At 68.5% G+C, this 26,639-nt stretch carries 19 protein-coding genes and 1 pseudogene; 9 read left to right on the top strand and 11 right to left on the bottom strand.

Annotated features, from left to right (window positions below; translation table 11 throughout):
* Nucleotides 1-275: 275 nt before the first annotated feature.
* Complete coding sequence (locus ACZZZB_RS13235; RefSeq protein ID WP_463529926.1) at nucleotides 276-3,368, bottom strand: lamin tail domain-containing protein; 3,093 nt, start codon at nucleotides 3,366-3,368, stop codon at nucleotides 276-278.
* A 166-nt stretch (nucleotides 3,369-3,534) separates the two neighbouring features.
* Here ACZZZB_RS13235 and ACZZZB_RS13230 point away from each other — a divergent pair, with 166 nt between their 5' ends.
* Together ACZZZB_RS13230 and ACZZZB_RS13225 are read left to right on the top strand one after the other, a co-directional pair.
* Nucleotides 3,535-4,371, top strand: a complete 837-nt coding sequence (locus ACZZZB_RS13230; RefSeq protein WP_463529925.1) for a dienelactone hydrolase family protein — start codon at nucleotides 3,535-3,537, stop codon at nucleotides 4,369-4,371.
* 38 nt (nucleotides 4,372-4,409) lie between these two features.
* Entirely contained in the window at nucleotides 4,410-4,787 is a 378-nt protein-coding gene (locus tag ACZZZB_RS13225) for a bleomycin resistance protein (RefSeq protein WP_463529924.1), read from the top strand.
* A 43-nt stretch (nucleotides 4,788-4,830) separates the two neighbouring features.
* On the opposite strand, the gene ACZZZB_RS13220 is transcribed toward ACZZZB_RS13225, so the two are convergent.
* The 5 genes from ACZZZB_RS13220 to ACZZZB_RS13200 form a co-directional block, all read right to left on the bottom strand.
* Nucleotides 4,831-6,153, bottom strand: a complete 1,323-nt coding sequence (locus ACZZZB_RS13220; protein ID WP_191941873.1) for a GNAT family N-acetyltransferase — start codon at nucleotides 6,151-6,153, stop codon at nucleotides 4,831-4,833.
* Nucleotides 6,154-6,212: 59 nt separating this feature from the next.
* The gene (locus ACZZZB_RS13215; RefSeq protein ID WP_463529923.1) at nucleotides 6,213-7,022 is read right to left on the bottom strand and encodes a MerR family DNA-binding transcriptional regulator; all 810 of its coding nucleotides are present in this window, start codon (nucleotides 7,020-7,022) and stop codon (nucleotides 6,213-6,215) included.
* A gap of 244 nt (nucleotides 7,023-7,266) precedes the next feature.
* Entirely contained in the window at nucleotides 7,267-8,445 is a 1,179-nt protein-coding gene (locus tag ACZZZB_RS13210; protein WP_463529922.1) for an MFS transporter, read from the bottom strand.
* Between the two features lie 80 nt (nucleotides 8,446-8,525).
* Entirely contained in the window at nucleotides 8,526-9,905 is a 1,380-nt protein-coding gene (locus ACZZZB_RS13205) for an ATP-grasp domain-containing protein (RefSeq protein WP_463529921.1), read from the bottom strand.
* Entirely contained in the window at nucleotides 9,895-11,046 is a 1,152-nt protein-coding gene (locus ACZZZB_RS13200; RefSeq protein WP_463529920.1) for an ATP-grasp domain-containing protein, read from the bottom strand. Before ACZZZB_RS13200 ends, ACZZZB_RS13205 begins: the two co-directional genes overlap by 11 nt.
* Before the next feature lie 249 nt (nucleotides 11,047-11,295).
* On the opposite strand from ACZZZB_RS13200, the gene ACZZZB_RS13195 reads away from it, so the two are divergent.
* Both ACZZZB_RS13195 and ACZZZB_RS13190 read left to right on the top strand, forming a co-directional pair.
* Nucleotides 11,296-11,478, top strand: a complete 183-nt coding sequence (locus ACZZZB_RS13195) for a hypothetical protein (RefSeq protein ID WP_137244039.1) — start codon at nucleotides 11,296-11,298, stop codon at nucleotides 11,476-11,478.
* Nucleotides 11,479-11,492: 14 nt separating this feature from the next.
* Entirely contained in the window at nucleotides 11,493-12,038 is a 546-nt protein-coding gene (locus ACZZZB_RS13190) for a GNAT family N-acetyltransferase (protein ID WP_463529919.1), read from the top strand.
* Between the two features lie 9 nt (nucleotides 12,039-12,047).
* Here ACZZZB_RS13190 and ACZZZB_RS13185 read toward each other — a convergent pair whose 3' ends face one another.
* Nucleotides 12,048-13,217: a glycine C-acetyltransferase gene (locus tag ACZZZB_RS13185; protein WP_463529918.1), complete on the bottom strand. Its 1,170-nt coding sequence runs from the start codon at nucleotides 13,215-13,217 to the stop codon at nucleotides 12,048-12,050.
* A gap of 49 nt (nucleotides 13,218-13,266) precedes the next feature.
* Nucleotides 13,267-14,379, bottom strand: a complete 1,113-nt coding sequence (gene tdh, locus ACZZZB_RS13180) for an L-threonine 3-dehydrogenase (protein ID WP_137244318.1) — start codon at nucleotides 14,377-14,379, stop codon at nucleotides 13,267-13,269.
* Between the two features lie 145 nt (nucleotides 14,380-14,524).
* Here tdh and ACZZZB_RS13175 point away from each other — a divergent pair.
* Nucleotides 14,525-15,385, top strand: a pseudogene (locus tag ACZZZB_RS13175) (LysR family transcriptional regulator); the annotation flags it as partial.
* A gap of 24 nt (nucleotides 15,386-15,409) precedes the next feature.
* Nucleotides 15,410-15,886 carry a VOC family protein gene (locus ACZZZB_RS13170; protein ID WP_228502027.1) on the top strand — a complete coding sequence of 159 codons (477 nt, stop codon included), beginning with the start codon at nucleotides 15,410-15,412 and terminating at the stop codon, nucleotides 15,884-15,886.
* Here the strand turns inward: ACZZZB_RS13170 and ACZZZB_RS13165 are convergent.
* Both ACZZZB_RS13165 and ACZZZB_RS13160 read right to left on the bottom strand, forming a co-directional pair.
* A complete protein-coding gene (locus tag ACZZZB_RS13165) occupies nucleotides 15,883-16,362 on the bottom strand; it encodes a hypothetical protein (protein WP_137244044.1) in 480 nt (159 codons plus the stop codon). The two genes, ACZZZB_RS13170 and ACZZZB_RS13165, sit on opposite strands and share 4 nt — an antisense overlap.
* A gap of 184 nt (nucleotides 16,363-16,546) precedes the next feature.
* Nucleotides 16,547-17,059 (bottom strand): hypothetical protein, encoded by a 513-nt coding sequence (locus ACZZZB_RS13160; RefSeq protein ID WP_463529917.1) that lies wholly within the window; start codon nucleotides 17,057-17,059, stop codon nucleotides 16,547-16,549.
* Nucleotides 17,060-17,297: 238 nt separating this feature from the next.
* Between ACZZZB_RS13160 and ACZZZB_RS13155 the strand changes: the two genes are divergently transcribed.
* From ACZZZB_RS13155 to ACZZZB_RS13145, 3 genes are read left to right on the top strand one after another with little or no spacing between them, the layout of a single operon-like run.
* Nucleotides 17,298-18,098 (top strand): DUF2510 domain-containing protein, encoded by an 801-nt coding sequence (locus ACZZZB_RS13155; protein WP_463529916.1) that lies wholly within the window; start codon nucleotides 17,298-17,300, stop codon nucleotides 18,096-18,098.
* Nucleotides 18,099-18,138: 40 nt separating this feature from the next.
* Entirely contained in the window at nucleotides 18,139-19,392 is a 1,254-nt protein-coding gene (locus ACZZZB_RS13150) for a hypothetical protein (protein WP_463529915.1), read from the top strand.
* Between the two features lie 5 nt (nucleotides 19,393-19,397).
* The gene (locus ACZZZB_RS13145) at nucleotides 19,398-19,859 is read left to right on the top strand and encodes a hypothetical protein (RefSeq protein WP_137244047.1); all 462 of its coding nucleotides are present in this window, start codon (nucleotides 19,398-19,400) and stop codon (nucleotides 19,857-19,859) included.
* A 589-nt stretch (nucleotides 19,860-20,448) separates the two neighbouring features.
* On the opposite strand, the gene ACZZZB_RS13140 is transcribed toward ACZZZB_RS13145, so the two are convergent.
* Nucleotides 20,449-26,517 carry a DUF4011 domain-containing protein gene (locus ACZZZB_RS13140; protein ID WP_463530562.1) on the bottom strand — a complete coding sequence of 2,023 codons (6,069 nt, stop codon included), beginning with the start codon at nucleotides 26,515-26,517 and terminating at the stop codon, nucleotides 20,449-20,451.
* Nucleotides 26,518-26,639 lie beyond the last annotated feature (122 nt).

Raw genomic sequence — 26,639 nt, 5'->3', positions numbered from 1 at the left:
CAGCCCCAGCGCACCGCGCTGACACCGGTACCGAGCTCGCCAGCGCGGTGCGCCGGCGTGAGTGCGCCGCACTCGGCGCGAGCGTGCGCCTACCGGCGTGGGCGCGGCCCACACCCGCGAGCGCGCCCCTCCGGAGACCCGCGCCCACGCGCCAGACCCGCGCTCACGTCACAGCACCGCGCTGGCACCCACCACCACACACCGCGCAGGCCCGACCGGTGACGCGAACGGCCCCGGGAGCAGTGTGCTCCCGGGGCCGTCCGGCGTTCAGACGGTCACGCCGCCCGGCGACGCGCTCGCATCGCGACGAGGACTCCGCCGAGGAGGACCAACAGGACTCCCGCACCGATCGTGCCGAACGGCAGCTCGGTACCCGTCGTCGCGAGCGCCCCACCCGATGCCGAACCGTCGACGCTCGTCCCGTCGGCCGCGACGATCCGCACCTCGGTCCACCCGATGAGCGAGCCGTCGGCCGCGTAGACCGCGACCCGGTGGTCGCCCAGCGTCGCGTCGGCCGGGATCGTGGCCGACAGGTCAGCGGCGGCGTTCGTCGTGCCGGTGGCGATTCGCGCCGGCGTCGAGTACAGCCACACCTCGACGGCCGTCGCGGCGAAGCGGTCCTCGAGTCCGACCGTCACGGTCTCGCCCCGCCGCACCGTGTCGGCGAGCGTGATCGCACCGCGGTTGGCCTCGGTGAAGCTCGTCCCGGGCAGTGGCGTGACCCCACCGGTCGGGGGCGTCACGGGCGGCGTGGTCGTCCCTGGCAGCGACCCGAGACGCAGGGCCTCGGAAGCGTAGCCGTCGGCGAACCAGTACACGGGACGCTTGCCGTCGACTGACAGCGAGGCCGGCGCGGTCGCGAAGCCCTCGTTGTTGAGGTTGGGCAGTCCCGCCGGACGCTCGACCTGAGCGATCCCGGGCTGCTCGGTCCCGTTCAGCGTGATCTGTGCACCGGTACCCGCACAGCCGTCGTCGCACACGGCCCACAGCACGCCGAGCGTCGTGTCGTAGTCGAGCGCCATGACCGCTGGGAGGCCCGGGTCGATCGTCGAGATCAGCGTGGCCGAGCCGTCGGCGTTCAGTGCGAAGGCGTACACGTCGCCGGTGTCCTCGACGCCGACGAAGAACAGTCCGTCACCATGGCCCGCGTAGTTCGCCGGGTCGTACGTCGCCTTCGTGTTGTCGTCGAAGAGCTTGCCGGCGAGGTCGCCGTCGGCCACCCACTCGACGGCCTCAACACCGAGGTTCGCACCGACCGTCGGCAGCAGGACCGTGAGGTCCCACTCCTGGGAGGCGACGACGTCGGGGCCGGGCGCGTTCGGGTCGACCTTGAGCACGGCGTTGAGCGTCGTGCCCTTCACACTGTTGTCGCGCTCGACGCCGACATAGACGGAACCAGCGCCGTCGACCGTGATGCCCTCGGTGTCGGGGCCGGCAGCGGACGGGTTCGACGCGTCCTTCTGGAAGCGGGCGCGCTTGCCCTTCTCCCAACCGTCGACGAACGAGACCGAACCGTCTGCGGCGATCGCGAGCTTCCAGAACGAGCCGGTGCCATTGTCGACCGCCCAGAGGAACGCGCCGTCGGCGGTGACCTGGGTGTCGAGGCCGGAGCTGTCCTCGAGGAACATCGGCGTGGTGTCGAGCACCGTCACGTCGGGCGAACCGGGCCACGGGCCGACCGGGATCTCACCGGCGCAGACGTTGGCCGCACCCTTGGTGGCCTCGGCCGTCGCTGCGAAGGCGCCGGTCGCATCGGGGCAGCGTCCCCAGGTGTTCGCCGGGTGGCCCTCGCTCCAGGTGGTCGAGTCGAGCAGTGCGTCGCCCTCGAAGAGACGGACCGTGTCGCCGCCGCCGAGACCGAAGCCGAGGGCTGCGCGCTCGATGACGAGGTAGCCGCCGGCCGCGATGCTCGTGCCGGTGGGGATGGCGTAGGCGTGAGTGTCGTCGTCGTCCTTCACGACGATGCCGGAGACGTCGAGCGCGGCGGTCGTCGGGTTGACGAGCTCGATCCAGTCGTCGGGCGATCCGCCGTCGGACTCGACCTCGTTGATGCGCACCGGGTTGCCGCACGCGTTCCGCAGGCCCTTGGTGGAGACGGCGGTGTCGACGAACTCGCCCGTGCCGTCGGGGCAGCGCGCGAAGACGCCGTCCGCGTGGGCCGCGTAGGTGTACTCGGCGACCGTCGCGCCGGCGGCGTTCCGCACGGTGGTGGTGTCGCCGTTGCCGAGCCCGAACGCGAAGTTCACGTTCTGGTCGAAGACGAAGTAGGCGCCGGGCTCGAGGATCGTGCCCGCGGGCAGCGGGGTCGTCTCGGCGGCGTGGCTCACCGGGTCGTTGTCCATGAGCGTCCAGCCGGAGATGTCCAGCGCGGTCGCCTCGAGGTTGACGATCTCGACCCAGTCGGTCGTGTCCTTGTTCGACTCGACCTCGTTGATCGCGACGTTCGGGAGGACGCAGTCGTTCGCGGCACCCTTGGTGATGCGTGCGAGCGTGAAGGCGCCTTCACCGTCGGGGCAGCGGGCGAGCGTCGCAGCGATGAAGTCGCCGTCGATGGCCGCGTGGCCGCTCCACGTTCCCGAGCGGTCGATGAGCGTGCCGGTCGCGTCGAACAGGCGGATCTCGTCGGCGCTGCCGATGCCGATCGGGTCACGGAACGCGCCCTGCGTCTCGGTACCGCCGACCAGGCCGATCGTCGCTTCGTCGACCACGAGGAACTCGCCGGGAGCGATCGACGTGCCGGGCAGGAACTGCCAGCGGTGGTCGTCGGAGTTGTCGCGGATCTCGTAGCGCGAGATGTCGAGGGCCGTCGTGCCGGGGTTGAAGAACTCGACCCAGTCGGATGGCTGGGAGTCGATCTCGTTGATGCGGATCTCACCGTCGGTCTCGGGGACCTCGGGTGCGGTGAAGACGTTCGCGGCGCCATTCGTCGACTCGGTGGTCTCGGCCCAGCCGCCGCGGTCGGCGGTGACGCCGTAGGTGACCGGCGCGTGTGCGGTCCACGAGTACTCGTCGGCGATCGCGGCGGTCGGGTCGAACAGGCGGACCGAGTCCTCCTTGCCGAGACCGAAGCCGAACTGGGTGTCGTCGATGACGAGGAACGCGCCGGGCTCGACGACGGTGCCGGCCGGGAAGGCGTAGGGCTTGTCGTCCTTGTTGTCCTTCACGACCCAGCCGTCGAGCGTGACGGCGGTCGTCGCGGTGTTGGTGAACTCGATCCAGTCTGAGGCTTGGCCGTCGGAGGACTCGATCTCGTTGATCTGGAGCCCCGGCGCTGGGGCGGCGATGGCGGCGGCGGGCGTCGCGATGAGTGCGGTTGCGGCGATGGCGCACGCGGCGGTCATCGTCAACACGCGGTTGAGGCGGGGCATGGGTCTCCAGGGCACGAAGGGACGGGGATCGCGTCCCATCCCATCGGCGTGGGGTGGCCAGGTGGAGGAGCGGCGGTGACCGGGAGGTGAACGGCGGGTGGCTTCCCAGGCGGGACGTGCCACGATCCAGCAGATCGGACGCAGCGACCAGGACTACGCTCACCCCATGACCGACGATGCGACCACCGACACCGCTCCACGCGCAGACCTCACCGGCTGGGTGCGGACCCCGTTCACCGGCGGCGGCGTCACGCACGACCGCTTCGAGAAGGGGTCGGGGCCGGGCGTCGTCCTCATCCCCGAGCTGCCCGGACTCACGCCCGAGGTCCTCGGGCTGGCGGAGCACCTCGTCGCTGAGGGCTTCACCGTCGCGATCCCGTCACCGTTCGGGACGCCCGGACACGAGGGGACCCTCGGCTACACGCTCGCCAGCGTCAGCAAGGTCTGCGTCTCCGCCGAGTTCAAGGCGTTCGCGACCGGCGCCCACCGACCCGTCGCCGACCACGTCCGGGCACTGGCCGCCGACCTCGCGGCCCGCACGCCGGGCCCTGGCGTCGGCGTCATCGGCATGTGCTTCACCGGCGGTTTCGCGCTCGCGGCTGCCGTCGACGAGCACGTCCTCGCGTCCGTCATGAGCCAGCCGTCCACGCCGTTCCCCGTCAGCCGGGCCCGCCGCATCGACCCCGGGATGTCCAGCGCCGAGTTCGACGCCGTCGCAGCCCGCGCAGCTCAGGGCTCGGTCTGCGCACTCGGCCTCCGCTTCAGCGAGGATCGAGCCGTCCCACGGGAGCGCTTCGCGACCATCGCGGCCAAGCTCGGTAACGCGTTCGAGGTCATCGAACTCGACTCCTCTCCCGGCAACGCCGCCGGCTTCTCGAAGACCGCGCACTCGGTCCTCACGGGCGAGGTCCGCGAGCGCGACGGCCACCCGGCGTTCGAAGCCCGGAAGCGCGTGGTCGCCTTCCTGCGGGAACGACTCGCGACACCGACCACGTCGGCCTGACCTTCCCAGCTGGCCGTCACGCTGCGATCATCGACTCCATGACCTCGACACGACACGACCGCGCGACACCGAACCTGCCGTCCCGCAGCTTCGACGCGACGGAGACGTTCTACTCGGCGTTCGGTTTCGAGCGCACGTTCCGAGACGACGGCTGGCTGATCCTCGTCCGCGGTGGTCTGCAGCTCGAGTTCTTCCCGGCACCCGACCTCGACCCGGCATCGAGCGGCTTAATGTGCTGCCTGCGTGTGGCCGACGTCGACGAGCTCTACGACGCCATTCAGAAATCGGGAGTCGCCGAGGCGACCGTCGGCGCGCCTCGCCTGCACCCGGTCCGGATGCAGGATTGGGGACTCCGAGCTGGATTCCTCATCGACCCGGACGGCACGCAACTCACCCTCATCGAGCAACGCGACTGATCCGCGACGGCGCGACGTCCGCGGATCGCTGCTCAGGACCGCCCTAGAAGAAGGTGATCCCGTGCGGAGCGCGCGGCGTCTGGAGCATCGATCGAAGCAGGAGCGGCGCAGCAGGGTCGGCCGCCTGCAGCACACCGGCGGCAGCGAGCGACACCGGCGAGACCGCGCCGAGCAGCAGCGAACCGAGGTCGGCGACGTCGAGCGCGAGGTCGGCGCCGGCAGCGTCGGTCTCGTCGCTCAGCTTCGTGGCCGTGCCGCGACCACCGGTCACCGCGAGGCGGAACGTGCCGGCCGCGTAGCCGAGCGCGTCCGTCACCGCGATCGTCAACGTGCCGTCGACCGCGAACGGACGCGACGCGAGGACGGCCGGGAGGTCGAGGACGCGCAGCCACACGTGGTCCTCTTCGTGCTCGATGTCGTAGGCACGGTTGTCGCCGAGGGCCGACACGATCGGGTCGTCGAGCCTGGCGCGGTTGTACTTCACGACGTCGTTGAGGTCGATGGAGAGCAGGAACTCCCAGAGCGACAGGTAGGCCGCGTCGGTCGCGTAGACGAGGTCGATGATCTCGATGCCGGTCTGACCGCCGGGCTGCTCGACCATGCGCCACGTGACGTAGCCGTCGATCTCCTCGCCGTCGGCGGGACGGTGCACGGCGGCGCGGGTGTCCTTCGCCGGTTCGCCGTCGCGACCCAGCGTGCCGAGGACCAACGGCCAGGATCCGGTGTTGCGGACCATGGACCCGATCGAGCGCTCGTCGAAGCGGTCGAACACCTGACGTGCGACGCCATCGACAAGATACTCGGGGGTGACGACCGACACGATGCCGCTCGTCGGCGCGAGGAACGGCAGGGCCTTCGCGCGCTTCACGACGACGTTGCGCTCACGGATCGCGGAGCCGAATCCGAAGCGACGGTAGATCGTGCCCTCGCTGGCGGTGAGGGCCGCGATCGCATAGCCGTCAGCGACGCCGCGCTCGAGAGCCTGCGTCATCATGCGGCGCAGGATCCCGCGGCGGCGCTCGGTCGGGCGGACCGTGACGTCGGAGATCGCCTGCGTGTTGATGCTGGTGCCGTCGCCCCAGCTGAGCGCCTTCGGGAACCAGGAGAAGGTGCCGGCGGGCCAGGTCTCGTCGACCGAACCGGGCTGCGGCTTGCGGACATAGGCACCGAGCAGCACCGCTTCGTCGGCGATGAGTTCGTTCACCTTGCGCTTGCGCGCCTCCGGCTTCGGGGTGGACTCGTGGAAACCGAATCCGATGGCGTCGAGGGCCGCAAGGCTCTCGGGCGTCGGTTCGCCGTCGGCCCCGTTCGCGAACGGGAACTCACGGAGCTCGTACCGGGTGTCGAAATCTTTGCTGTTGGCCACGACTCCAGCCTAACGACCCGGCCTGACACGCCCCCGGGAAGCGCGGTGGGAGAGCGACCTCACGGCAGGGTGATCGACACCTCGACCGTGTACTCGTCGGCGGTCTGGCCCAGCACCCGCTGCCGCAGCTCGGTGGTCGGCATCGTGATCCCCCGCTCCGCGATCGCGTCGAACAGGGCGACCACCGCGGGGTGGGTCGATCCCTCGGGGAGCTCGACGCCGGGTTCGGATCGCCAGACCGCAGCGAGCTCGGTCCGCTCGGGCAGCACATTGACCGTGGTCTCGTCACCACCCCACGTCGGTTCGAGCTGCGACGAGGTCGGCCAGCAGCAGACGATCTCGACCGCCCCCTGCTCGCCCGGACGGAGCGCGGTCCAGAACGTGCCCGTCGGACCGACGCCGGCCTCCTGCAGGGCGACGTAGAGCTGCGAGAACTGCTCGTTCGCGTCGTCGTTCGTCACGGCGTCCTCGTCGCCGCGCGGCACGGTGAGCACGCGGCCGACGTAGGGCTGGGGCGGGAGCGCGCGTTCGACGATCTCGACCGGTGCCGCGAGCGACGCGACGACCAAGCGGGCCTGCGCGAACGCGTGGTCCTCCTGCTCCCGCTGCTCCAGGACCAGGCGATGGTGCACGTCGAGAGCGGTCGACGGGTCGGCGCCGGCGACGGAGACGCCCACTGCGGCGAGGGGAACACCGGCATCGCGGAGGGCCTTCACGATCACGCCCGAACGCACCTGCTCCTCGCCGTAGCGGCGGTAGCCGGAGTCGGGATCGACGTCGGCCGGAACCAGGACGCCCTTCTCGTCGTAGTGGCGGAGCGCCTTGACGCTCAACCCGGTCATGCCTGCGAACTCTCCGATGTGCAACATGCTTCAAGCATCACGCCTCCCCCTACGGGAGAGTCAAACCGGCGCGTCTCATTGGTGCTGGCGACGGCTCAGAGCGCACCTCGGCGCCCGACAGGCTTCAGCAGGGAGGGGCGTTACTGAAGTTTATGGAGCCATCCTTCAGTAAGGACGATCGTTGGTGAAGGATACGGTCCGAGCATTCGCTGTCGCCCCTGCCCCCACGAACGCTGCGACGCAGTCCTCGACTGCTGTGCCCCAGGGGCCATCAGTGCTTCTGGGCTCGGAACCGGCGCGACACTGCAACCCACAGCAGACCGCCGATCATCGTGTACGCACCTCCGAGGATCAGCCATCCGACCGCGGTCTCTCCGACCGATGGCCGGATGACGATCGCGGTGAGCGCGACAGGCGCGACCATGACCCCGAGCGATGTTCCGAAACCGAAGACGCCCTGGTAGGCGCCGATCCGCTGCGGTGGCGCGTAGGCGTAGCTCAGGGTCCACCCGGCGGCCGACGTCAACAGCTCGGCCAGGGTGAGGACGACGACAGCCCCGCAGAACAGCGAGGCGCCCGGCAGGTCAGGGACCAGCGTCGAGGCAGCGAACAACGCTGTCGCGCCAAACAGGAGTCCGCCCGCGAGAGCGAGCGCACGAGCCGACCGTGAGGGTGTGTCGGCGAGGGAGGAGATCGGGACCTGCAGCAAGACGACCAGGACGGTGTTGACAACGATCGCGACGGGGATGAGGACGTAGCGATCCTCAGTTCCGGTCGACACCCACAGCGGCAGCAGGAAGTCCAGGATCAGGTAGAACGACGACAGCGCGGCGATCCCGAGGACGAAGACCGTGAATCCGTGGTTGGAGAACACCGACAGCGGCGATCCTTCCCCAACCGGTCGGGCGTCGACCGGCTTCGGCCGAGGGGCGCGCAGCAGCAGGAAGATGCCTCCCATCTCAGCTACCGCCATCGCAAGGAACGCTGCGCCGTACGGAGTCGGGTCAGGAAGCACGAGGACGACCGCAGCGAGCGCGGCTCCGATCGCGATGCCGAGATTGCCGACCGCACGCATCAGAGCGCGACACCTCGTCGCGGCCGCGGTCGGCAGCCGCTGACCGATCCACGTCGCGAGAGTCGCCGCGGAGCTCCGGTCGAATGCAGCCACCACGCTGAACGCGATGACAGCCATCAGCCAGTCGTCGTAGAACACGAGCGAGCCGTACCCGACTGCGACACCGCAGGACGAACCGACGGTGACCGCCTTCGGGCTGAAGTGGTCGGCAACGAACCCGCCGAAGAGCGACCCGACAAGCCCGAACGCCCCTGTGATGAAGACGGCGACCGCGACCGTCTGCTCATCGATGCGCAGCCCACTCGACAGGTAGATGACCGACAGCGCCACGAATCCTCCGCGCGCCACGGCTTTCGCAAGTCCGTTGGACAGCATGGCGACGACCGTCCGCCGATCCCCGTCACTGAGATCGTTCGGAAGATGCCAGCCGCCGCGCAGTCCATGCAGCAGCGAGGTCATCGCGCACCTGGCCCGGCATCAAGACCGAACGTCGCCTCCGATGGCATCGCATCGGAGAAGTGCGCTCGCTGCCAGGCCCGAAGCCCGGCGGCATCGGACGCTGGTGGTGCCACGTCGACCTGCTCAGCGAACCAAGCTTGGAGCAGGCGGACCCGTTCGTCGAACTGGGCGAGATCCGGCGCGGTGATGAGTGCCTCAGCGGTACGGATGTGCGTTCCGTGGGCGGCTCCGTGCCGCAGGACCGATCCGGGGGCGAGGAAGTACCGGGCGAACTCGACGCCGCTCTGGCCGTGGACCTCGTCGAGCGTCGGAACCGTCAGGATCGTGCCCTCCGGCGTCAGCAACTGCGTCGTGCCGACGATGCCGGAACGCGTCGCGGTCGGCTGCTGCGGTTGTCGCCCGAGCGCGCAGCGGATGGCTGCCTCGACGATCGAGAAGCCGTACTTCAGGAGCAGCTGCTCGAAGGTGAAGGCCCCTCCACGCCGGAGGGCGCACTCACCGAAGACGTAGCCGTCGCTCGGCGACCAGAAGATCTCCATGTGGAATGCCCCGCGCCAGGCGCCGAGGGCGGACAGCGCCGACTCGGCCATCGGCGACACGTCCCGATACGCGTCAGGCGCTTGTGTTGGGTCGAGCTTCACCATCGTCATCGGCGCACCGGCACTCAGTGATTGCAGCGGCGGAGCACCGTAGTGACTGATCGAGAGGAACTCGACGCGACCGTCGAAGACGATCCCGTCGACCACCCACTCCTTCGCGACGTCGACGCATGATTCGAGGAGGAAGTCCTTGTCGCCGGCGTCGGACTCGCCGAGGGCGGTCAGCGCCGCACGGAGCTCGGGCTCATTCCGGACGATCGCGGTGTGCATCGTCCCTGCGCGCGATGCCGGCTTCAGGACGTACGAGCCAGGCCAGGGCACTGAACCGGCGTCGAAGGTCCGCACGTCCGGAATCGGCCAATGGGCGGCGGTCGCGATCCCTGCTGCCTGGACCGCGCTCTTCTGCACGCGCTTGTCACGAAGGACCGAGACATCACCTGAGCGGGTGAGCCGCGACGTGTCGGCGAGCGCGGCGAGCCCATTGCAGGCGCCGAGCGCGAACTCGTCCGTCGTGTAGACACCGTCGAACTGCTCGGGACGCGAGCCGGCGAGCATCAGAGCGGCGAGACAATCGTCGAGTCGACTGTGGTCCTCGACCAGCAGGACTGGCAAGTCTCCAAGCTCACGAAGCCCAGCTCGCGCACTGGCTCGTGAGCAGATGACCACCGTCTCGACGCCGAGGGCTGCTGCAGTATCGACCGCCGGCCAGTCGAGCCCGATCATCAAGAGGCGTGATCCGGCGAGGTCGCGGTCGCGGGCGTTCGAGCTATCGGTCATGGTGCTCCTCGTAGCGGACCGAGACGTCACGGTCCAAGTGTTGGTGGAACGTGATCAGCTGATCGAGGTCGTCGTGCACCGACAGGATGAATGCCGGATATCCACTGAACTCGGGATACGGACGCACCCGATCGCCCGCACGCATCATCTGCACGACGTCGGTGACAGCTGGATGCTTCCGCACCGTTTCCAGCCCTCGGATCTCAGAGATCGTTCCGCTACCGCCGCAGGGCACGATGTAGTTTCCGGCGGCCCGAATCGGAGCACACTGGTCGACGTCGAGCACCGACGGTCGGCGGCCGAGCGCGACAGCGAACACTTCGGCGAAGTAGTCGATGCCGGTGGCGGCCTCCACTAGGACATGGGATACACCGGACCCACCCACTCGCGCACCGATCTCCAGGATGTAGGGCTTACCGTTTCTCCCGACACGGAGTTCCGTATGGGCCGGCCCGGTATCGATGCCGAGGGCGCCATGAGCTTGCTCGACGACCGCGCGGATGTCTCGTTCTGCCTCTGGCGTCAGCCCGGACGGGATGCGGTAGACGGACTCCTCGAAATAGGGTCCCGACGGTCGGCCCTTGTACCCGATGGTCAGCACCCGCGTCCGGCCTTCGTACGAGATCGATTCCACCGCGTACTCGGGACCGTCGACATACTCTTCGATCACCACTTCCCCGGCCAACATCCCCGCGCGGCGCATCGCGACGAGCGCACGTTCGCATGCGGGCGCCACATCCTCGTAACGCTCGACTCGTTCGACGCCGATGCTCGAGAAGCCGTCGACTGGTTTGACGACGAGCGGCAGCGGCAGCTTCAACGCCTCGTTCACGAACGGTGTGTCGAGCAAGCCCACCACGAACCTTGGCGTCGGCATATCGTGCTGGGACAGCACCTTGCGCATAGCGCCCTTGGATCGAAGCGCAGCGACCACTTCAGGATCGAGGGAGCTGAGACCGTAGCTCTCTGCGGCGCTACTGACGGCCAGTAGGGCCGCATCGTGCAAGCCGACGATCCCCGTCGCACCGTAGTCCTCGATCAACCGCTCGAGGAAGTAGACGAGATCCAGACCGTCGAGCGGCCCGGACCACGCTTCAACTCCAACGATGGAAGGCGGCAGACCGGTGTTCCAGAGCGCCACCTCGTCCGTTCTCGGAACGACAACCAGATCGCACTCGAGTCTCTCAGCACTCGCGATGAACGCGTCGAGCTGACGGCGAGGGAAGACGAGTACGAGCCGTTCCCGCCTGCTTCGCGTCATCGCCTCCTCCGGGTGGGATCGCCGTCGGGGCGGGCGGAGAGAACTAGGGACATCAGCCCAGTCTAGGCCACTGAAATATTGCATTTCAAGATCGCCGAGGTCGGTTCACTGTGCCGGTAGCCTTCATGGATGAACTTCGACCCGACGGCCCTCATCGTCCTCTACAGCGCTGCCGGGTTGCTCGGCTTCATCCTGTTCGTGCTGCTGTGGATCTTCATCATCCGGACCGCGGTCCTGTCGGCGCTTCGGAAGCACCACGCGGAGACACAGGCCGAGCGCCGAGCCGCCGCAGGACGCGGCCTGCCGCAGTAGAGGCCGCGCAACTGATGCCACTTCCCCACGACACGGAGCACCTCCGGTTCCGGCGCATGACACCGGCGGACCTCGACGAGATGGCGAAGCTCCTCGGCGACCTTGCGGTCATGCAGTTCTACCCGGCGCCGAAGACCCGCGAGCAGGCCGCGGCGTGGATCGCCTGGAACGAGGACAACTATGCCCAGTACGGTCTCGGCCTGTGGATCATCGAGACCCGCGACGGCGACTTCGTCGGTGACTGCGGCCTGACGTGGCAGCGGGTCAACGGCGATCTGAAGCTCGAGGTCGGGTACCACGTGAGTCCTGCCTGGCAGGGTCGAGGGTTCGCGACCGAGGCCGCCGCCGCCAGTCGGGACTTCGCCCAGGAGCACACGGACTCGTCAGAGCTCGTCGCGATCGTCCACCCCGACAACCGGGCGTCGTCGCGCGTGGCGGAGAAGATCGGCATGCGGCGCGTGGACGACGACCTCGGGGCAGACGGGTCGGTGCGGCACGTGCTGAGCATGCGACTTCGATCGACGGCCGCTTCCAGCGACGCCGATCACCTCGCTGAGTAGCCGCCGCACCTACCCCCGCGCCGCTACGAACGCCGCGACGCAGTCCTCGATGTCCTGCTCACTGTGGGCGGCACTGATCTGCACGCGGATGCGGGCCTCGCCGCGGGGCACCACGGGGAAGCTGAACGGGATCACGTAGATGCCCTGCTCCAACATCCGCGCCGCGACCTGCACCGCCTGCTGCTCGTCGTCGAACATCACCGGGATGATCGGGTGCGAGCCTTCCAGCAGCCGGAAGCCCTCCTGGGTCATGCGTGACCGGAACAGGTCGGCCTTGCGGAACAGTCCCTCCCGCAGCTCGTCACCCTCCGCCGCGAGCTCCACGGCCCGACGCGCTCCGGCGACCAGCGACGGCGCCAGGCTGTTCGAGAACAGGTACGGCCGGCCCGACTGCCGCAGCACGTCCACGATCTCCTGCTTCGCGCTCACATACCCGCCCGACGCACCACCGAGCGCTTTGCCGAGGGTGCCGGTGAGGATGTCGACGCGGTCCTGCACCCCGAACAACTCGGGCGTCCCGCGACCACCCGGGCCGACGAAGCCCACGGCGTGCGAGTCGTCGACGAGGACGAGCGCGCCGTAGCGGTCGGCGAGGTCGCAGATCTCATCCAAGGGCGCGTAGAAGCCGTCCATCGAGAACACGCCGTCGGTGACGATGACGGTGCGACGAGCGTCGGCGGCGTTCATGAGCTGCTGCTCGAGGTCGGCCATGTTGCGGTTGCGATAGCGCAGGCGGCGGGCCTTGCTCAGACGGATCCCGTCGATGAGCGACGCGTGGTTGAGCGCGTCGGAGATGATCGCGCCGTGCTCCCCGAACAGCGCACCGAAGACCGCTCCGTTCGCGTCGAAGCAGGAGGAGAACAGGATGGTGTCCTCCGTGCCGAGGAACGCGCTCAACTCCTGCTCGAGGTCGCGGTGGATCTGCTGCGTGCCGCAGATGAAGCGGACGCTCGCGAGCCCGTAGCCCCACTCGTCGAGCGCCAGCTTGGCGGCCTCGACGATCGAGGGCTCGTTGGCGAGGCCGAGGTAGTTGTTGGCGCAGAAGTTCCGCACCTCGCGGCCGTCGATCGTCACGTGACTGCCCTGGCGGGACGTGATCGCGAACTCGCGCTTCGTGAGGTCGTCGGCCTCGATGCGGTCGAGCTGGTCGCGCAGCTGCGCCTTGATGGTGCCGTACATGTCGTCTCCTCGGGGTCGAGTGGGCGGTTGAGCTGAGTGTCGCGGTCGCTTAGGCGGCGGTCGCGGCGTGGGCGGCGACCGGTGCCTGTTCGTCGACGACGCCGGTGATGACGACGTCGCGGGTGTCGGTCCAGTCGATGAGCACCTTGCCCGCCGCTCCCCCGCGCGCGGTGTCGAACGCGTCCTGCCAGGAGGCGAGCGGGAAGCGGGCGGTCACGAGCGACTCGAGGGCGTTGCGGAGCTCGGGGCTGTGGTCCACCATTGCGCTCGCGTGGTGCCAGGTGTCGAACATCTCGCGGCCGTAGATGCCCTTGATGGTGATCATGCGGGTGATGACCTTGGTCCAGTCGATCTCGATGTTGGTCGACGGGAGACCGAGGAGCGCGACCTTGCCACCGGTATTGAGGTTCTCGATGAGCTCACTCGCCGCGGCGGCCTGTCCGGACATCTCGAGGCCGATGTCGAAACCCTCGAGCATGCCGAGCTCGGCCTGGGCGTCGGCGACCCGTTCCTTCGAGACGTCGACGACGCGGTCCGCGCCGACGGCGAGGGCCTTCTCGAGGCGGTCGGCGACGACGTCGGTCGCGACGATGTTGCGTGCCCCGGCCACCCGGCAGACCGCGATGGCCATGAGGCCGATGGGGCCGCAGCCGGTGATGAGGACGTCTTCGCCGAGGATCGGGAAGCTGAGCGCGGTGTGGACGGCGTTGCCGAGGGGGTCGAAGAGTGCGCCGAGGTCGGGGGTGACCTGGTCGCCGTGGACCCAGACGTTGGTGGCCGGCAGGACGACGTACTCGGCGAAGGCGCCGTCGAGGTTGACGCCGAGGCCGCGCGTGTGGCGGCAGAGGTGGCGGCGGCCGGAGCGGCAGTTGCGGCACGTGCCACAGACGAGGTGGCCCTCACCGGAGACCGCTGCGCCGACGGGGATCCCCTCGACGCGGCTGCCGACCTCGACGACCTCGCCGGAGAACTCGTGGCCGGGCACGAGCGGGGCGTCGACCGCGCCGGCCGCCCACGGGTCCCACGACTCGATGTGGAGGTCGGTGCCGCAGATGCCGGTGCGGTGGACGCGGATCAGGACGTCGTCGGAACCCATGGCCGGCATCGCGCGCTCGACGAGTTCGAAACCGGCGGTGTCGGGTCGTTTCCAGAGGGCGAGCAACGGCGTTCCTTCCTGCGGGAGCGGCGGCGGCCGGCGGGGCCGGCTGTCGCGGACGGGCGTCGTCGCGCTGTCCTGGTGACCAACGTAGTCAGATCGATCCGTCATGAATATTGAGGGTTTCCACGCGACCAGTTAGCTTGAGCTGATGAATCTCTCTCAGATGCGGATCATGCGCGAGCTGGCCGAGCGTGGCACTATCGCGGCGGTCGCGCGGCACCTGCATGTGACGGCGCCGGCGATCTCGCAGCAGCTGGCCGCTCTGCATCGTGAGCTTGGCGTCGCGCTGACGTATCGGGTTGGGCGCGAGATCCGCCTGACCGAGGCGGGCATGGCGCTGGCCGAGATGGCGGGGACGGTCCACACACTGATCGACCGTGCGGCCGAGACGGTGCGCGAGTACGGCGGCGACACCGGCGCGCGGGTGCGGGTGGCGGCGTTCCAGAGTGCCGGGCAGGCGTTGCTGCCGGGGTTGCTGGAGGACGCTGAGAGTGGACCGTCGCTGGTGTTCGGCGAGCACGATGTCGCGCAGCCGGAGTTCGCCGAGCTCGTCGACCAGTACGACCTCGTCATCGCGCACCGGATGGACCATGACGAGCCGTGGCCGTCGGAACAGTTGTCGGTGACGACGCTGTTGAGCGAGCCGTTCGACGTGGCGATGTCGGTGGACCATTCGCTCGCGGGCCGGTCATCGGTGTCGGCGGCCGAGCTCGCGGACGAGTCGTGGATCGCCGCCCACGCGGGCTTCGCGCCGGATGTCGCGCTCGGGGTGGTCGAGGCGACGGCTGGGGTGCGGTTCCATCGGGCGCATCGGGTGAACGACTACCACCTGGCCGCGTCGCTCATCGTGGGCGGGGAGCTGCTGGCGTTGTTCCCCCGGTACACGGCGCCGCGGGCCGATCCGCGACTGGTGTTGGTGCCGCTCGAGGACGTGCGGATCGCCCGGAACATCGACGTGCTCGCGCGACCGCATGCGCTCGCGCGGGTCGCGGTGGCGGGGACGCTGGAGCGACTGCAGGACGGAGCTGATGCGCTGCAGCGGGAGCGTCCGTCGGCGCCGGCCGGTCCCGGGCTGCATCACGTCGAGGTGTGGCTCGCGGACGTCGAGGCGGAGCGGGCGGGCTGGGCCTGGCTGCTGTCGCGTATCGGGTTCTCCAAGGAGAGCGAATGGCCGGGCGGCGAGTCCTGGGAGGCCGGCGACACCTACGTCACGCTGACGGCGTCGCCGAACCTCAGTGCGTCAACGCATGATCGGCGACGGCCGGGTGTGAACCATCTCGCGTTCCGCGGAGGCAGGCGGGATGCTGTCGACGCGATCATGGCGGCGGGCCCCGAACACGGCTGGCGACCGCTGTACCAGGATCGCTATCCGCACGCCGGTGGCCAGCAGCACTACGCGGGCTGGCTCGAGAACGAGGCGGGGTTCAAGGTCGAGGTGGTCGCGGATCTCGTGGTCAACGCTCTGCACAGCCTCAACGCCGCCGCCCCACCGTCAGCGCCTGAATGCTAGGCTTCACTTACCACATCCCCCACGCCTCTCGTTGAAGCGCACTTGGGGGATTTTTTGTTCAGCAGCGCCGCCCATGTCTCGACGCTGACGATCGCGATGATGACCAGGCCGATGCAGCCGAGCCCGGCGATGGTGTTGCCGCTGAGCAGGAAGATTCCGCCGAGCCCGAGGCAGACGAGCAGGAGATCGTTGAAGCTGCCGGCCCGGACGGTCACGGATAGGTCACGCTCAAGACCAGCCGACTCGTCGACCCGACCCTTCGCGAGGAGACGATCCCGGAGCATGTTGGATCCCAGGCCGGCCGAGAGGACAATCACCGCATAGACCGCACTGACGATCGGCGGCGGGACCTCCTGCCAGAGAACCGTCCGGACGAGCCACACGAGCACGATGGCGCCTGCCACGGCGGCCGTGAAGATGTACCAGGGCTTCCCCATCAGGCTCCTCCCCCGCTGCGGTCGGCCGATGCCGAACATCTCATCGACGCTAGGCGCATGGTGAAGTGATGTCAATGCACTGGTGACATAAGCCACATACGTCGCCTGTGAAACGAGCTACTCCGCCGCTGATCGCGCGCCTCATGACGGTGCCGCGCAGGGCCAGCTCGCGAGAACCCCAACGCCAGCGGGTCCGCTCAGAGTCGGTGGTCGGTCGCCCTCGTCACCGCTTGCCGAGATAGATCTCACTGGCACAGAGCGCAGCGACCTCCGGAAAGGTGAGGCCCGATTCGGAGGAAGCGAGCTCTGGCACGCACAACATGACGTCCATCGGCTCGATACCGAGCTTGTCGGTGACGGCGAGGACCGAACTCCAAGCTCTGGAGAAGTTGTCGGTCGTCACCGGCGTACCGGTTGCGACCAGCGCCGCAGCGGTCGCTTGCTGCACTCGTTCGTAGGAGTACGAGCCGCCAACCACCTCGCGTGCTTGTTCTATCGGATCATCTGCAGCCTGCATCGAAGGGCCGTCAGCTGGCGGCGAGTGCATCGACGACTGGCTGTCCGACTGGACGGCTGGAGGACGCGATCCGCCGACGACAACGCTGACGATGACTATCGCGCCGATCGCCGCGATGACCGAGCACGCGATCAGAAACTGCCCCGCCGTGGTTCGCATGAACTTCATCGGCGCGGGTGGGTCTCCCCCGGGATCGATTTCAGGTTGCGCTTCGGACATGCGGAGGTCACTCTCCATCGGGTCAAGTCGGAGTGGTCGATGCCGGCCGGGGATACCAGGCTCGTCGATCCACCTTGCGCTACCCTCCCACAACTCGGGCGCGTGACCCATTCTGGGACTGATGACCCCCGCCCCTCCCCCGCCAGACTGTGTTTGGCCCGGTTCTCGGGTCCGTCACCTGCCGTCGATGATCCGATGCTGCTGCGGGTCGCGTTGACCCGATGCAAGGACCGTTCCCATGAGCTCGACCACCCCGCCCTCTGCCACGCCCGCCGGCTGGTACCCCGACTACTCGGACCCGACGCAGCAGCGCTACTGGGACGGTGCCGCATGGACCACCCACACGGCGCCCGCCGGAGTCATGCCTCCGCAGCAGGCGGCGACCGCTCCGCTCGTCAGCCAGCCGCTCCAGCTGCAGAAGTCCGCACCGCCCGCGTTCGCCGCCGCCGCACCGGTTCCGTCGCCATACGCGTCACAGCCAGGCACCACGTCCGGCATGAGCGGCAAGGCGAAGGGTTGGATCATCGCTGGCGCTGTCGTCGGTTCGCTCCTACTCGTCGGTGGTGTCTCGAACGCGATCAACGGCGGACGGACCGAGCCGGTTGTCGTCGCCCAGACCGCAACGCAGACGCCGACAGCAACGCCGACACCGGTTCCGACCGCGACGGTCGAGCCCATCGCCGAGCCCGCTGCGCCGGCCGTGGTCGATGTCGCCGCCTTCCAGGCGGGCGCGAGCAAGCACACCGCGGACATCGACAAGGACCTCGACGACATGGTCACCACGCTGGCCGAGGGCGGCACCTGGCGGTTGATCTCGAATACGGCTGAGATCAGCTTCAACCTCGGTCAGCTGGAATCGCTGGACGTGCCGGCATCGATCGCCGCCGAATGGGCGCCCGCCCTCGTCGGGCTGCAGACCAACCTCGACACGCTGACGACCGCGGTCTCGGGCGGCGACCCAGCTACCATCCAGGGCGCGATGGATGGCGTCCGCGCGTCGGCCGCCGTGCTTCGCGACATCGGTACTCGGGCGGTCTAGGTTGACTGACGAGCCCAACCCACAACCAAAGGATCACCCCATGAGTGACGAGATCGAACTGATCGCAGACGAAGATGGTCTGGCCGTCATCGGCGATCCAGCTGCTGTCGAACGGTTCATCGCAGCAGAGGGATTGACGTCGAAGCACCTTGGGCTTGAGCGCCTTCGTCCTGCCATGGGGCATGCCGCGACCGCCGCTCAGGTGGGATCTCACATCGCCGCAAGCTCCGGCCGGTGGGTGAAGCTGACGAAAGAATCCGCGAAGGCTCTGCAGAAGTACCCGCTGATGAAGGGTTCGTCTCCGGGAGTGAGTCGAGCCATCCTGATGAGTGGTGGGAAGACCAAGGGGATCATCCAGTTCGTCACGGGACCGGCGACGCTCGTAGCGAATCCTGCGATCCTGGCTGGCGCGGCAGGCATCATGACGCAGATCGCGATGCAGCAGGCCATGGATGAAATCACTGACTACCTCGCAAAGATCGACGCCAAGGTCGACGATCTCCTCCGCGGTCAGCGAGACTCTGTTCTGGCCGACATGATCGGCGTCGACCTCATGATCGAAGAGGCCATGACGATCCGGGAGCATTCCGGACGGGTGTCTGAGACCGGTTGGTCCAAGATTCAGAACTCTTCCGGCATTGTCGCTCGCACTCAGGCGTATTCACTGCTGCAGCTCGACGCCATTGCGGAGAAGTTGGAGCGGGAAGGGAACGTCGACGACCTCGCCGTCCTGGCAAAGTCCGCCGAGTCATCCGTGGCTGAATGGCTCGCTGTTCTCGCTCGATGCTTCCAGCTGCAGGACGGCATCGCCATCCTCGAACTCGACCGGGTGCTGGATGGTTCACCTGCAGAACTCGACGCTCACCGGGTGGGGCTGCAGGCCGCACGAAGGAACCGTTTGAACCGCATCGCGAAGACCACCGAGAACCTCCTCGTTCGAATCAACACGGCAGCAACGCTGGCGAATGGGAAGGTGCTGATGAACCCGTTCTCCGCTCGCAAGGTCGTTCATTCGAGCAACCATGCATCGGCTGCCATCGTGGAATTCGAAAGCCGACTGGGTATCGAGAGTGACCATGAGGCACTGCACGTGAAGCGATGGGGCGAGGCGGCTGCCGACGTTCGCGACAGTGCTCTCGAGACCGGCGCAGCCGGTGTCGGTGCAGCGGTCCGCCTCGGGAATGAAGGAGTCGACCGCGCTCGCGTCGCAGCGGGGACGCTGCTGGGCGGCATGTCAGAGCGGATGCTCCGTCGACGTGGTGACGACGAAAAATCCTCCAAAGACTTGAAGTAGCAGAGATGACACGAGGTACCACCCAACACATCGGAGCTGCCGGCGAACTGCTCGTGCAGTATCGATTGCTGAAACACGGCATAGATTCAGCGCGCCTCACTACCGACAGCGGGGTTGATCTCGTCGCCTATCTCCCCGCCAGCAACCAGGCATTGACGGTCCAGGTAAAGACCCAGCGGCGCCCGCGCCCATCTGGAGGCACCGGGCCGCTCAGCGTCGGCTGGTTCTTCCCTCATGATTTGAAGGCCGATTTCCTCGCGGTCGCGCTCTTGGACTCCGACGACGTCTGGGTTTTCTCCAGGGATGAAGCACGAGAACTCGCTCAGGAGCACAGCGCACGAGGGATCCGCCAGATCCATTGGCTCATCGAGCCGAAGAGCAGAATCGATGGTACTGCACGGCGATCAGCACGTGATGTCGAGCATTTCCAGGTGGATGCCTACGTCGCCAGGTGGTTTTCAGAATGACCGAGGGAGCGCATCGTGAACCCCACTCACGACCGTTCGTCACAGCTTGGAACCGTCCCGGACTAGAGGCTGCTGGTTTCGACGGATTCGTCCAGCTGCGAACCCTGACCCTGGCGGGCGTTCCTCTTGGTCATGGCGTATACGTGGTCTCGCGCCCAGTCGGCTTGCGGCCTCGCTTCCTCGAGAAGAGCCACGGTCAACGACTGCGCGCGTATGACCTCGATCACCTTGAGTCGCGTTGGGTCTCGCAAGCCGAAACTGTGTATATCGGAAAAGCGGGAGGTAGGCGCGGGCTTCGCGGCCGGCTCGCGCCGTTCGCCCGGATGGCCGCCAATCACAGCGGCGGTCGCGCAATCTGGCAGCTCTCAGACCCTGAAGCGCTTACCGTCAGCTGGCTTCAAACCTCTGTCGGATCTGCGACAGAAATCGAGGACCTCCTCCATGCGGAGTTCTGGATGGAATACGGCGCACTGCCATTCGCGAACGTCGGATTCTCTAGAGCAGCTCGTGCTCTGGCAGGCCAGCCGAGGCTTGGCGGAAGACCCGGTCCGCTCAACCTGTAAGTGCACGGGTACTCCTCTGACCACTACTACGGTGACGTGAGCACAGGAACGATGCGGTCCGGCCCGCTTCGCGCCAACCTCCCCGACGCCAGCCCGAACTCGAGCGCTTCGTCGAGGCGCGACCCGATCGCGGCGGTGACTCGCTTGCCGCCGAAGATCGCGAGGGTCTCGCGGCGGAGTTCGTCCGGCGAGAGGCCGGCGGACTCCTCCGCTGCGATCGCCATCGCGTTCGCGATCTCCACCAGGGAGATGTGCTCGATCGCGCGGGCCGCGTCGGCCGAGGACTGACGCGCACCGCGCCAGGTGACTGGATCGATCGAAGTCGGCCAGGCGAACGGCTCGTCGGAGCGGCCCAGCAACTCGGTCGGGACCTTGTCGAGGATCGACTTCGCCCGCGACCCCACCACCCTGTCGAGACCGAACGCACCCGCGACCAGCTTCGCCAGACGCGTCACGTGGATCGGCCCTTCAGCCTCCACCGCAGCACGGATCGCACCCTGCACCGCGACGACCGACTGACGGCCCGGCAACCGGTCGAGCACTTCGATCCCACCCAGCGTGGGTGCGTCCCAGGGCTCGTACTCCGAGAGCTCCGGGTGGCGCGCGGATGCGTCCGCCTCCGGCACCGCCTCGACGGGCTGCGCCGCACCGACCTTGCGGTCGCGGAACTCCGAGAGGGTCTCCAGTGACGCCAGCCGCTCCGACCACTCGCGCACTCGGGCGCTGCGAACGGGCGCGGGCGCGTCCGAGTCCTCGCCAGGGACGTCCGCATCATCAGCAGCCGACGCCTCGGCCGGGTCCGCCTCCGCACCAGCCGCGACCTCCGTCGGCGCACTCCCTGCTGCAGCTCGCTCAGCCGCAGCCTCAACCGCCGCGACCAACCGGTCCAGCACCTCCTCACGGTGGTGCAACCACTCCGGCAACCACACGCGCTCGACGCCTGGCCACCGCATCAGGCCACTCAGCACCTCGACCGGCAGTCCGTCACGGTCCGCGACCGTCCGACGCTCACGCCATGACGCCCCGTCGAGGAGCACCGCCACCAACGGTCGGTCCGGCTCCGCTTCCGTAGCGATGCTGATGTCGACCCGGAAGTCCGACAAGCCGACATCCGTCCGCACGGCGTGCCCGGCGTACCGCAGCTCGTCGGCGATCTCGTCGCGGTGGCGGTCGATGATCGCCTGACGACGTCCGTCCTCGCCCGCGGCCTCACTCCCCCGCTGCGCCAGCTCCAGATACGCCTTCAGGTGCTTGATGCCGATAGACGAGGTCTGCTCCGCCCGCAGCTCGGACGGGTCGAAGCTCGCGAACAACACCACCTGTCGCCGCGCCCGAGTCACCGCGACGTTCAACCGTCGCTCGCCACCCGCCCGCGTGAGCGGACCGAAGTTCAACGGGATCACGCCCTTCTCGTTCGCACTGAACGCGATCGAGAACAGGATCGTGTCGCGCTCGTCGCCCTGCACGTTCTCCAGGTTCTTGACGAACAGCCCGTCCTGCTCGTCGAGCGCCAGCGCGATCCGCGGGTCGGCACTATCGCGCAGCAGGTCTTCGATGAGCGTCCGCTGCTGCGCGTTGAACGTGATGACCCCGAGCGACGGCGTCTCGTCCGGCGATGCTTCGAAGCGGCGCGAGATCTCCTCGACGATCGCCTGCGCCTCCACCGGGTTCGTCCGCAACGTCTTGCCGCGGCCGCCACGCTCGAATTGCCCGTCGAGCCGCACGAACGCCAAACCATGACCCGCCACGCCACCGTCGCCCACGCCCGCGAACGGCGCCGGGAACGACGACAGCTGGCTGTCGTAGTAGTGGTGGTTCGAGAACGCGATGAGCGACTCGTCCTGGCTGCGGTAGTGCCACGACAGCCACTTGCTCGGCACCCGCGCTTGCACGCACTCGGAGAGAATCGACTCCTCGTCCTGCAGCACCTCGCTCGTGAAGTCGGCCTCATCGTCGATCGTCGCGCCCGCCTCGGCGAACGTCGTCGGCGGCATCTGCTTGCTGTCGCCCACGACGACGACCGAGCGCGAACGCCCCATCGCCCCGATCGCGTCGGCGACCCGGATCTGCGACGCCTCGTCGAACACGACGATGTCGAACAGCTCCGCAGCGGCCGGGAAGAAGCGCGCGACCGACTCCGGGCTCGCGAGCGTGCACGGCATGATCTGCGTGATGAGCTCGCCGAAGTTCTCGAGCAGCGCACGGACACTCATGCCGCCGCGCTGGCGGTCGATCTGCCGACGCAGCCCGCCGACCTGACCGCTCTCCGACTGCGAACTGAACGTCCGCAGGCCGAGCACCGATGCCGGGATCGCCCGCGGCAGCTCCTCACGCACGGCCTTCACACTCGTGGTGAAGCGGGTGACGCTGCGATTGTGGGCGGTGGCGTCGAAGGCGTCGAGCGTGGTGGTGCGCTCGCGCTCGTCGATCGATGCCTGCGCAAGGCCCTTCTCGAAGGCGAGCGTCGCGTCCTCGGCCTCGATGCGACCGGCGAGGATCGCGGCGCGGACGTCGTCGAGCCCGTGGGTGCGGAGCGGTTCGATGACCCGCACGAGGTCGAGCCAGCGTTCGAGGACGACCGGCTCGGCGGCGTCGAGCCGGCGTGCGTCGCGTGTCGACCACCAGGCCTGCAGGAAGCCCTCGCCACCCGACCACGCCGCCAGGCGCTCGGTGCTGACGGACGCGGTGCGCAGGAAGTCGCTCCAGGTGCTCGCGAGCGTCGTCAGCGCCTGGGCCGCCTGCTGCAACGGCTGGGTCGTGGCGTAGTGGTCGCGGACGGCGGTGATGAACGCGTCGTCGGGGGTGCCCGGGAGGCGGAAGCCCTCCGACAGCCAGCGGTACCAGCCGAGGAGTTCGCGGACGGGCTGGGTCGGCTCGACGAGCGGGTTCCAGCGGTCGCCGACGAGCGGCAGAGCGGTCGAGCGCAGTGTGCCGCGCAGTTGCACGAGACGGTCCTGCACCGCCTTCGCCTCGGTGAGCTGCGGCACGAGCTGCTTGACCTTGAATACGGTGGCATCGACGGCGAGGACGTCGCTCAGCTGCGCGAGCGCGGCCCGGAGTCGCTTCTTGCGGCCGAAGAAGCTCGACGCCGCGGCCTGCTCGGCGGCGTGGAGCGGGCCGGCGATGTCGCGGTCGAGGATGGCGGGTGTGAAGGTCGAGCGCCACTCGGCCTGGGCGTCGCGGAGCAGTTCGGCGGCGGCGAGGGCGTCGTCGAGCCGGGAGAAGTCCTCGGGTCGCGTTCCCGCCATGAGCGCACCGATCGGCAGGCGCGGTGCGGCGACCGCGGTCGACCAGAGTCCGAGGAGGTCGGGGCGCGACGCGAGGCGCAGGGCGTCCATCGGGAGGCCTGCGTCGAGGGTCGCTGCGAGGGCCGCGTCCAGCGCGCGGGCGGCCTGCTGCACGGTCGCGGCGTCCAGCCCGGGAGCGGACGGGCCGTCGAGGAACGCCCACGGGTGCGTGGTGCTCGGGCGTGCGAGGTCGGAGCGCTCGGGGAGGTCGCGGAACGCCTGCCGCAGCTGCTCGAAGGCCTCGGGCGTGCCGGCGGCGACGAGCTGCTCGGGGATCGCCATCGGGACGAGGTCGTGGTCCATCGCGAGCAGGCGACTCCGCGCGGAGTAGAGGGAGAAGCCGGCGGCGTTGACCTCGTGGAGGCGGTCGGCGTAGCGGGTGAGGGCGCGGAGGCCGGACTCGGACAGCTCGCGGTTGGTGCTCAGCGCGTCGACGTCGGCCTTGGTGCGGAGGTCGAGGCCGGTCTTGATCTGCGCACGGACGACGTTGGGCCTGGCGCCCTTGTCGTGGAGGTCGAGCGAGAACGCACCGAGTCCGACGTCTTCGAGTCGCTGCTTCACGACGTTGAGCGCCGCACGCTTCTCGGCGACGAACAGGACCTTCTTGCCCTCGGCGAGCGAGCGGGCGAGGAGGTTGGTGATGGTCTGCGACTTGCCGGTGCCGGGAGGGCCTTCGAGCACGAAGGTGCGGCCGGCGACCGCTTCGGCGACGGCGTCGAGCTGGGAGGAGTCGGCGGCGACCGGGCAGTCGAGGCCGAGGCGGTCGAGGTCGGTGTCGGTCTGCGCCGGCATCGGGTCGGCGTAGGCCTCGAGCGGCGAGTTGATGAGGTGGTCGACGAGGCTGTTGGACGCGAGCGTCTCCCAGTTCTCGTCGAGGTCCTTCCACAGCCGGTACTTCGCGAACTGGAGGATCGACAGCGACGCCGTCTCCTCCACGCGGAACGGGAGGCCGGCGTCGAGGATTGCCTGGCGCACGGCGGTGAACGCGGCCGGGAGGTCGATGCCGGAGCCGTCCTCGGCGGGGTTGGCGAGTCCGGGGATCTCGAGGCCGAAGCTCAGCCGCAGCTTCTCGAGCAGGCAGTAGTTGGGTGTGGAGGAGCCCGACTCGTCGAGGGTGAGGCGGTAGGAGGAGCCGCGACTCGTGGTCGTGAGCGTGACGGGCACGAGCACGAGGGGTGAGCGGAGGTCGCGGTCGCCGAAGCGCCAGCTCAGCATGCCGAACGCGAGGTAGAGGTTGTTGGCGCCGGTCTCCTCGACGATCGTCTTGGCCTTGTAGGCGAGGGCGCGGAGCTTCGTCGGGTAGGCGGCCTCGGTGACGTCGATGAAGGCGCTCTTCTTGTCCTCGAGGAAGGTGATGCGGTCGCTCTCGGCGAGGTCGCGGCCGAAGCGGATGCCGCGCTGCTGGTCGATCGTCGCGACGCTGTCGGAGGCGACGAGGGTGAGCGGGGTACCGTGGTTGATGCTGTCCTCGAGGCGGCCGAGCGCGGGGCCGGGGACGGCGAGCTCGAAGCCGGAACGGTCGGTGTAGTTGATGAGCTTGTTGCGGAGGCTGAGGTCGAGGAGGGCGTTCTTCCAGGCGGACACGCGCTTGGGGACGTCGGGACCGTGACCGGCGGCGGTCGACTCGGCGGTGGCCGGGGCGTCCTGCGTGAGGGCGCGGGCTTCGGGCGCCTGGTAGAGGGTGACGACGGGTTCGCCCTCGGCGTTGATCCGGCGGCTCGGCAGCGGGTAGATCTTGCGGAGGCGGGCCTGGACGACGTCGGTGATGCCGATGAAGTCGTCGAGCGAGCCGGCGAGGTGGTCGGTGTGGGGCCGGCGGGAGGCGTCGGCGAAGGTGGCGGAGGTGCCGGTGAGCATGGTGGTCTCGACGACGCCGATGCGGCCGAGCTCGAGGGAGTTGACGGCTTCGGAGACGTCGGTGCTGGCGACGACGTCGAGAGTGGTCTGGACGCGCCAGTAGCCGAGGAAGATGTGGTCCTTGAGCAGCCAGAGGAGGGGGTGGATGCCGATGGCTTCGAGGACGGACGCGAGCAGGATGGTGGTGTCGAGGCAGGTGCCGAGGTGGCCGGTGAGGACTTCCTCGGGGGTGCGGACCTTCTGGCCGCTCTGGCCCCAGCTGGCCGGCGGTTCGGCGTAGCGGATGTCGCGGGCGCGCGCGGCGTCCCAGACGGCGGCGACGATGGCGTCGATGCGGGCGGGGTCGTCGAGTTGGTAGGTGGCGAGGGAGCTGTTGCCGGTCTGCTGGTCGAGGAGGTCGGAGACCTCGAGCATGAGCTCGCTGACGACGAGGGCGTTGGGCTGCACGTGGGCGGCGAGGAGTTCGAGGCCGAGCTGCACGGGTGCGGCGATCCACTGGTTGGACGCGAGCACGGTGACCGGGCTCTCGACGGCGCCGAGCTGGGTGCCGGCGGCGTCGCGGACGGTGACGCGGATGACGCCGGGACGCTGCTCTTCGACGAGGAGCATGCGGCGTGGATCGAGGAGGACCTCGGGGCTGCGGAGGAGGGTGGTGCGGTCTTCGCCGAGGTCGGCGAGGAGCACCTTGGTGTCGGCGAGGGCGCCATCGGCGGTGACGACGTCGATCTCGACGGACGCCGCCCGGCGTTCCCCACCGTGGTTCTCGAGGACGATCTCGTCGATCACCGCGATGCTGCAGAGCGCCATCGCGTAGCTGAGCGTCGGCGTCGCGCTGACGCGGATGGAGACGGAGGTGGGGGAGGGGGCTGCGGGAGAGGAGCCTGCGGCAGACAAGGAGCCTGCGGCGCTCTGCTCGTCGTCCGCTCCGCGATCGCTGGCCTCTCCTGTCAACGCAACCCTCTCGGTCCCTGAGCCTGTCGAAGGGCCCATCTCGTCTTCGTTCGCCACTTCGACCAGCGCAACCCTGTCGGTCCTTGAGCTCACCCCACCGGTCCCTGAGCTTGCCGAAGGGC

It is taken from the genome of Plantibacter sp. AC185, from assembly GCF_979258065.1.
The sequence above is the reverse complement of the archived record's forward strand: the minus strand, read 5'-3'. Positions and strand labels throughout refer to the sequence as shown.

What these genes read in the sequence shown, in the direction of transcription:
- ACZZZB_RS13150 (WP_463529915.1), top strand. Translation starts at nt 18,139, where the DNA reads ATGAGTGACGAGATCGAACTGATCGCAGACGAAGATGGTCTGGCCGTC.
- ACZZZB_RS13145 (WP_137244047.1), top strand. Translation starts at nt 19,398, where the DNA reads ATGACACGAGGTACCACCCAACACATCGGAGCTGCCGGCGAACTGCTC.
- ACZZZB_RS13160 (WP_463529917.1), bottom strand. Translation starts at nt 17,059, where the DNA reads ATGTCCGAAGCGCAACCTGAAATCGATCCCGGGGGAGACCCACCCGCG.
- ACZZZB_RS13185 (WP_463529918.1), bottom strand. Translation starts at nt 13,217, where the DNA reads ATGTACGGCACCATCAAGGCGCAGCTGCGCGACCAGCTCGACCGCATC.
- ACZZZB_RS13205 (WP_463529921.1), bottom strand. Translation starts at nt 9,905, where the DNA reads ATGACCGATAGCTCGAACGCCCGCGACCGCGACCTCGCCGGATCACGC.
- ACZZZB_RS13190 (WP_463529919.1), top strand. Translation starts at nt 11,493, where the DNA reads ATGCCACTTCCCCACGACACGGAGCACCTCCGGTTCCGGCGCATGACA.
- ACZZZB_RS13210 (WP_463529922.1), bottom strand. Translation starts at nt 8,445, where the DNA reads ATGCTGTCCAACGGACTTGCGAAAGCCGTGGCGCGCGGAGGATTCGTG.
- ACZZZB_RS13165 (WP_137244044.1), bottom strand. Translation starts at nt 16,362, where the DNA reads ATGTTCGGCATCGGCCGACCGCAGCGGGGGAGGAGCCTGATGGGGAAG.
- ACZZZB_RS13230 (WP_463529925.1), top strand. Translation starts at nt 3,535, where the DNA reads ATGACCGACGATGCGACCACCGACACCGCTCCACGCGCAGACCTCACC.
- ACZZZB_RS13155 (WP_463529916.1), top strand. Translation starts at nt 17,298, where the DNA reads ATGAGCTCGACCACCCCGCCCTCTGCCACGCCCGCCGGCTGGTACCCC.
- ACZZZB_RS13195 (WP_137244039.1), top strand. Translation starts at nt 11,296, where the DNA reads ATGAACTTCGACCCGACGGCCCTCATCGTCCTCTACAGCGCTGCCGGG.
- ACZZZB_RS13225 (WP_463529924.1), top strand. Translation starts at nt 4,410, where the DNA reads ATGACCTCGACACGACACGACCGCGCGACACCGAACCTGCCGTCCCGC.
- ACZZZB_RS13215 (WP_463529923.1), bottom strand. Translation starts at nt 7,022, where the DNA reads ATGTTGCACATCGGAGAGTTCGCAGGCATGACCGGGTTGAGCGTCAAG.
- ACZZZB_RS13235 (WP_463529926.1), bottom strand. Translation starts at nt 3,368, where the DNA reads ATGCCCCGCCTCAACCGCGTGTTGACGATGACCGCCGCGTGCGCCATC.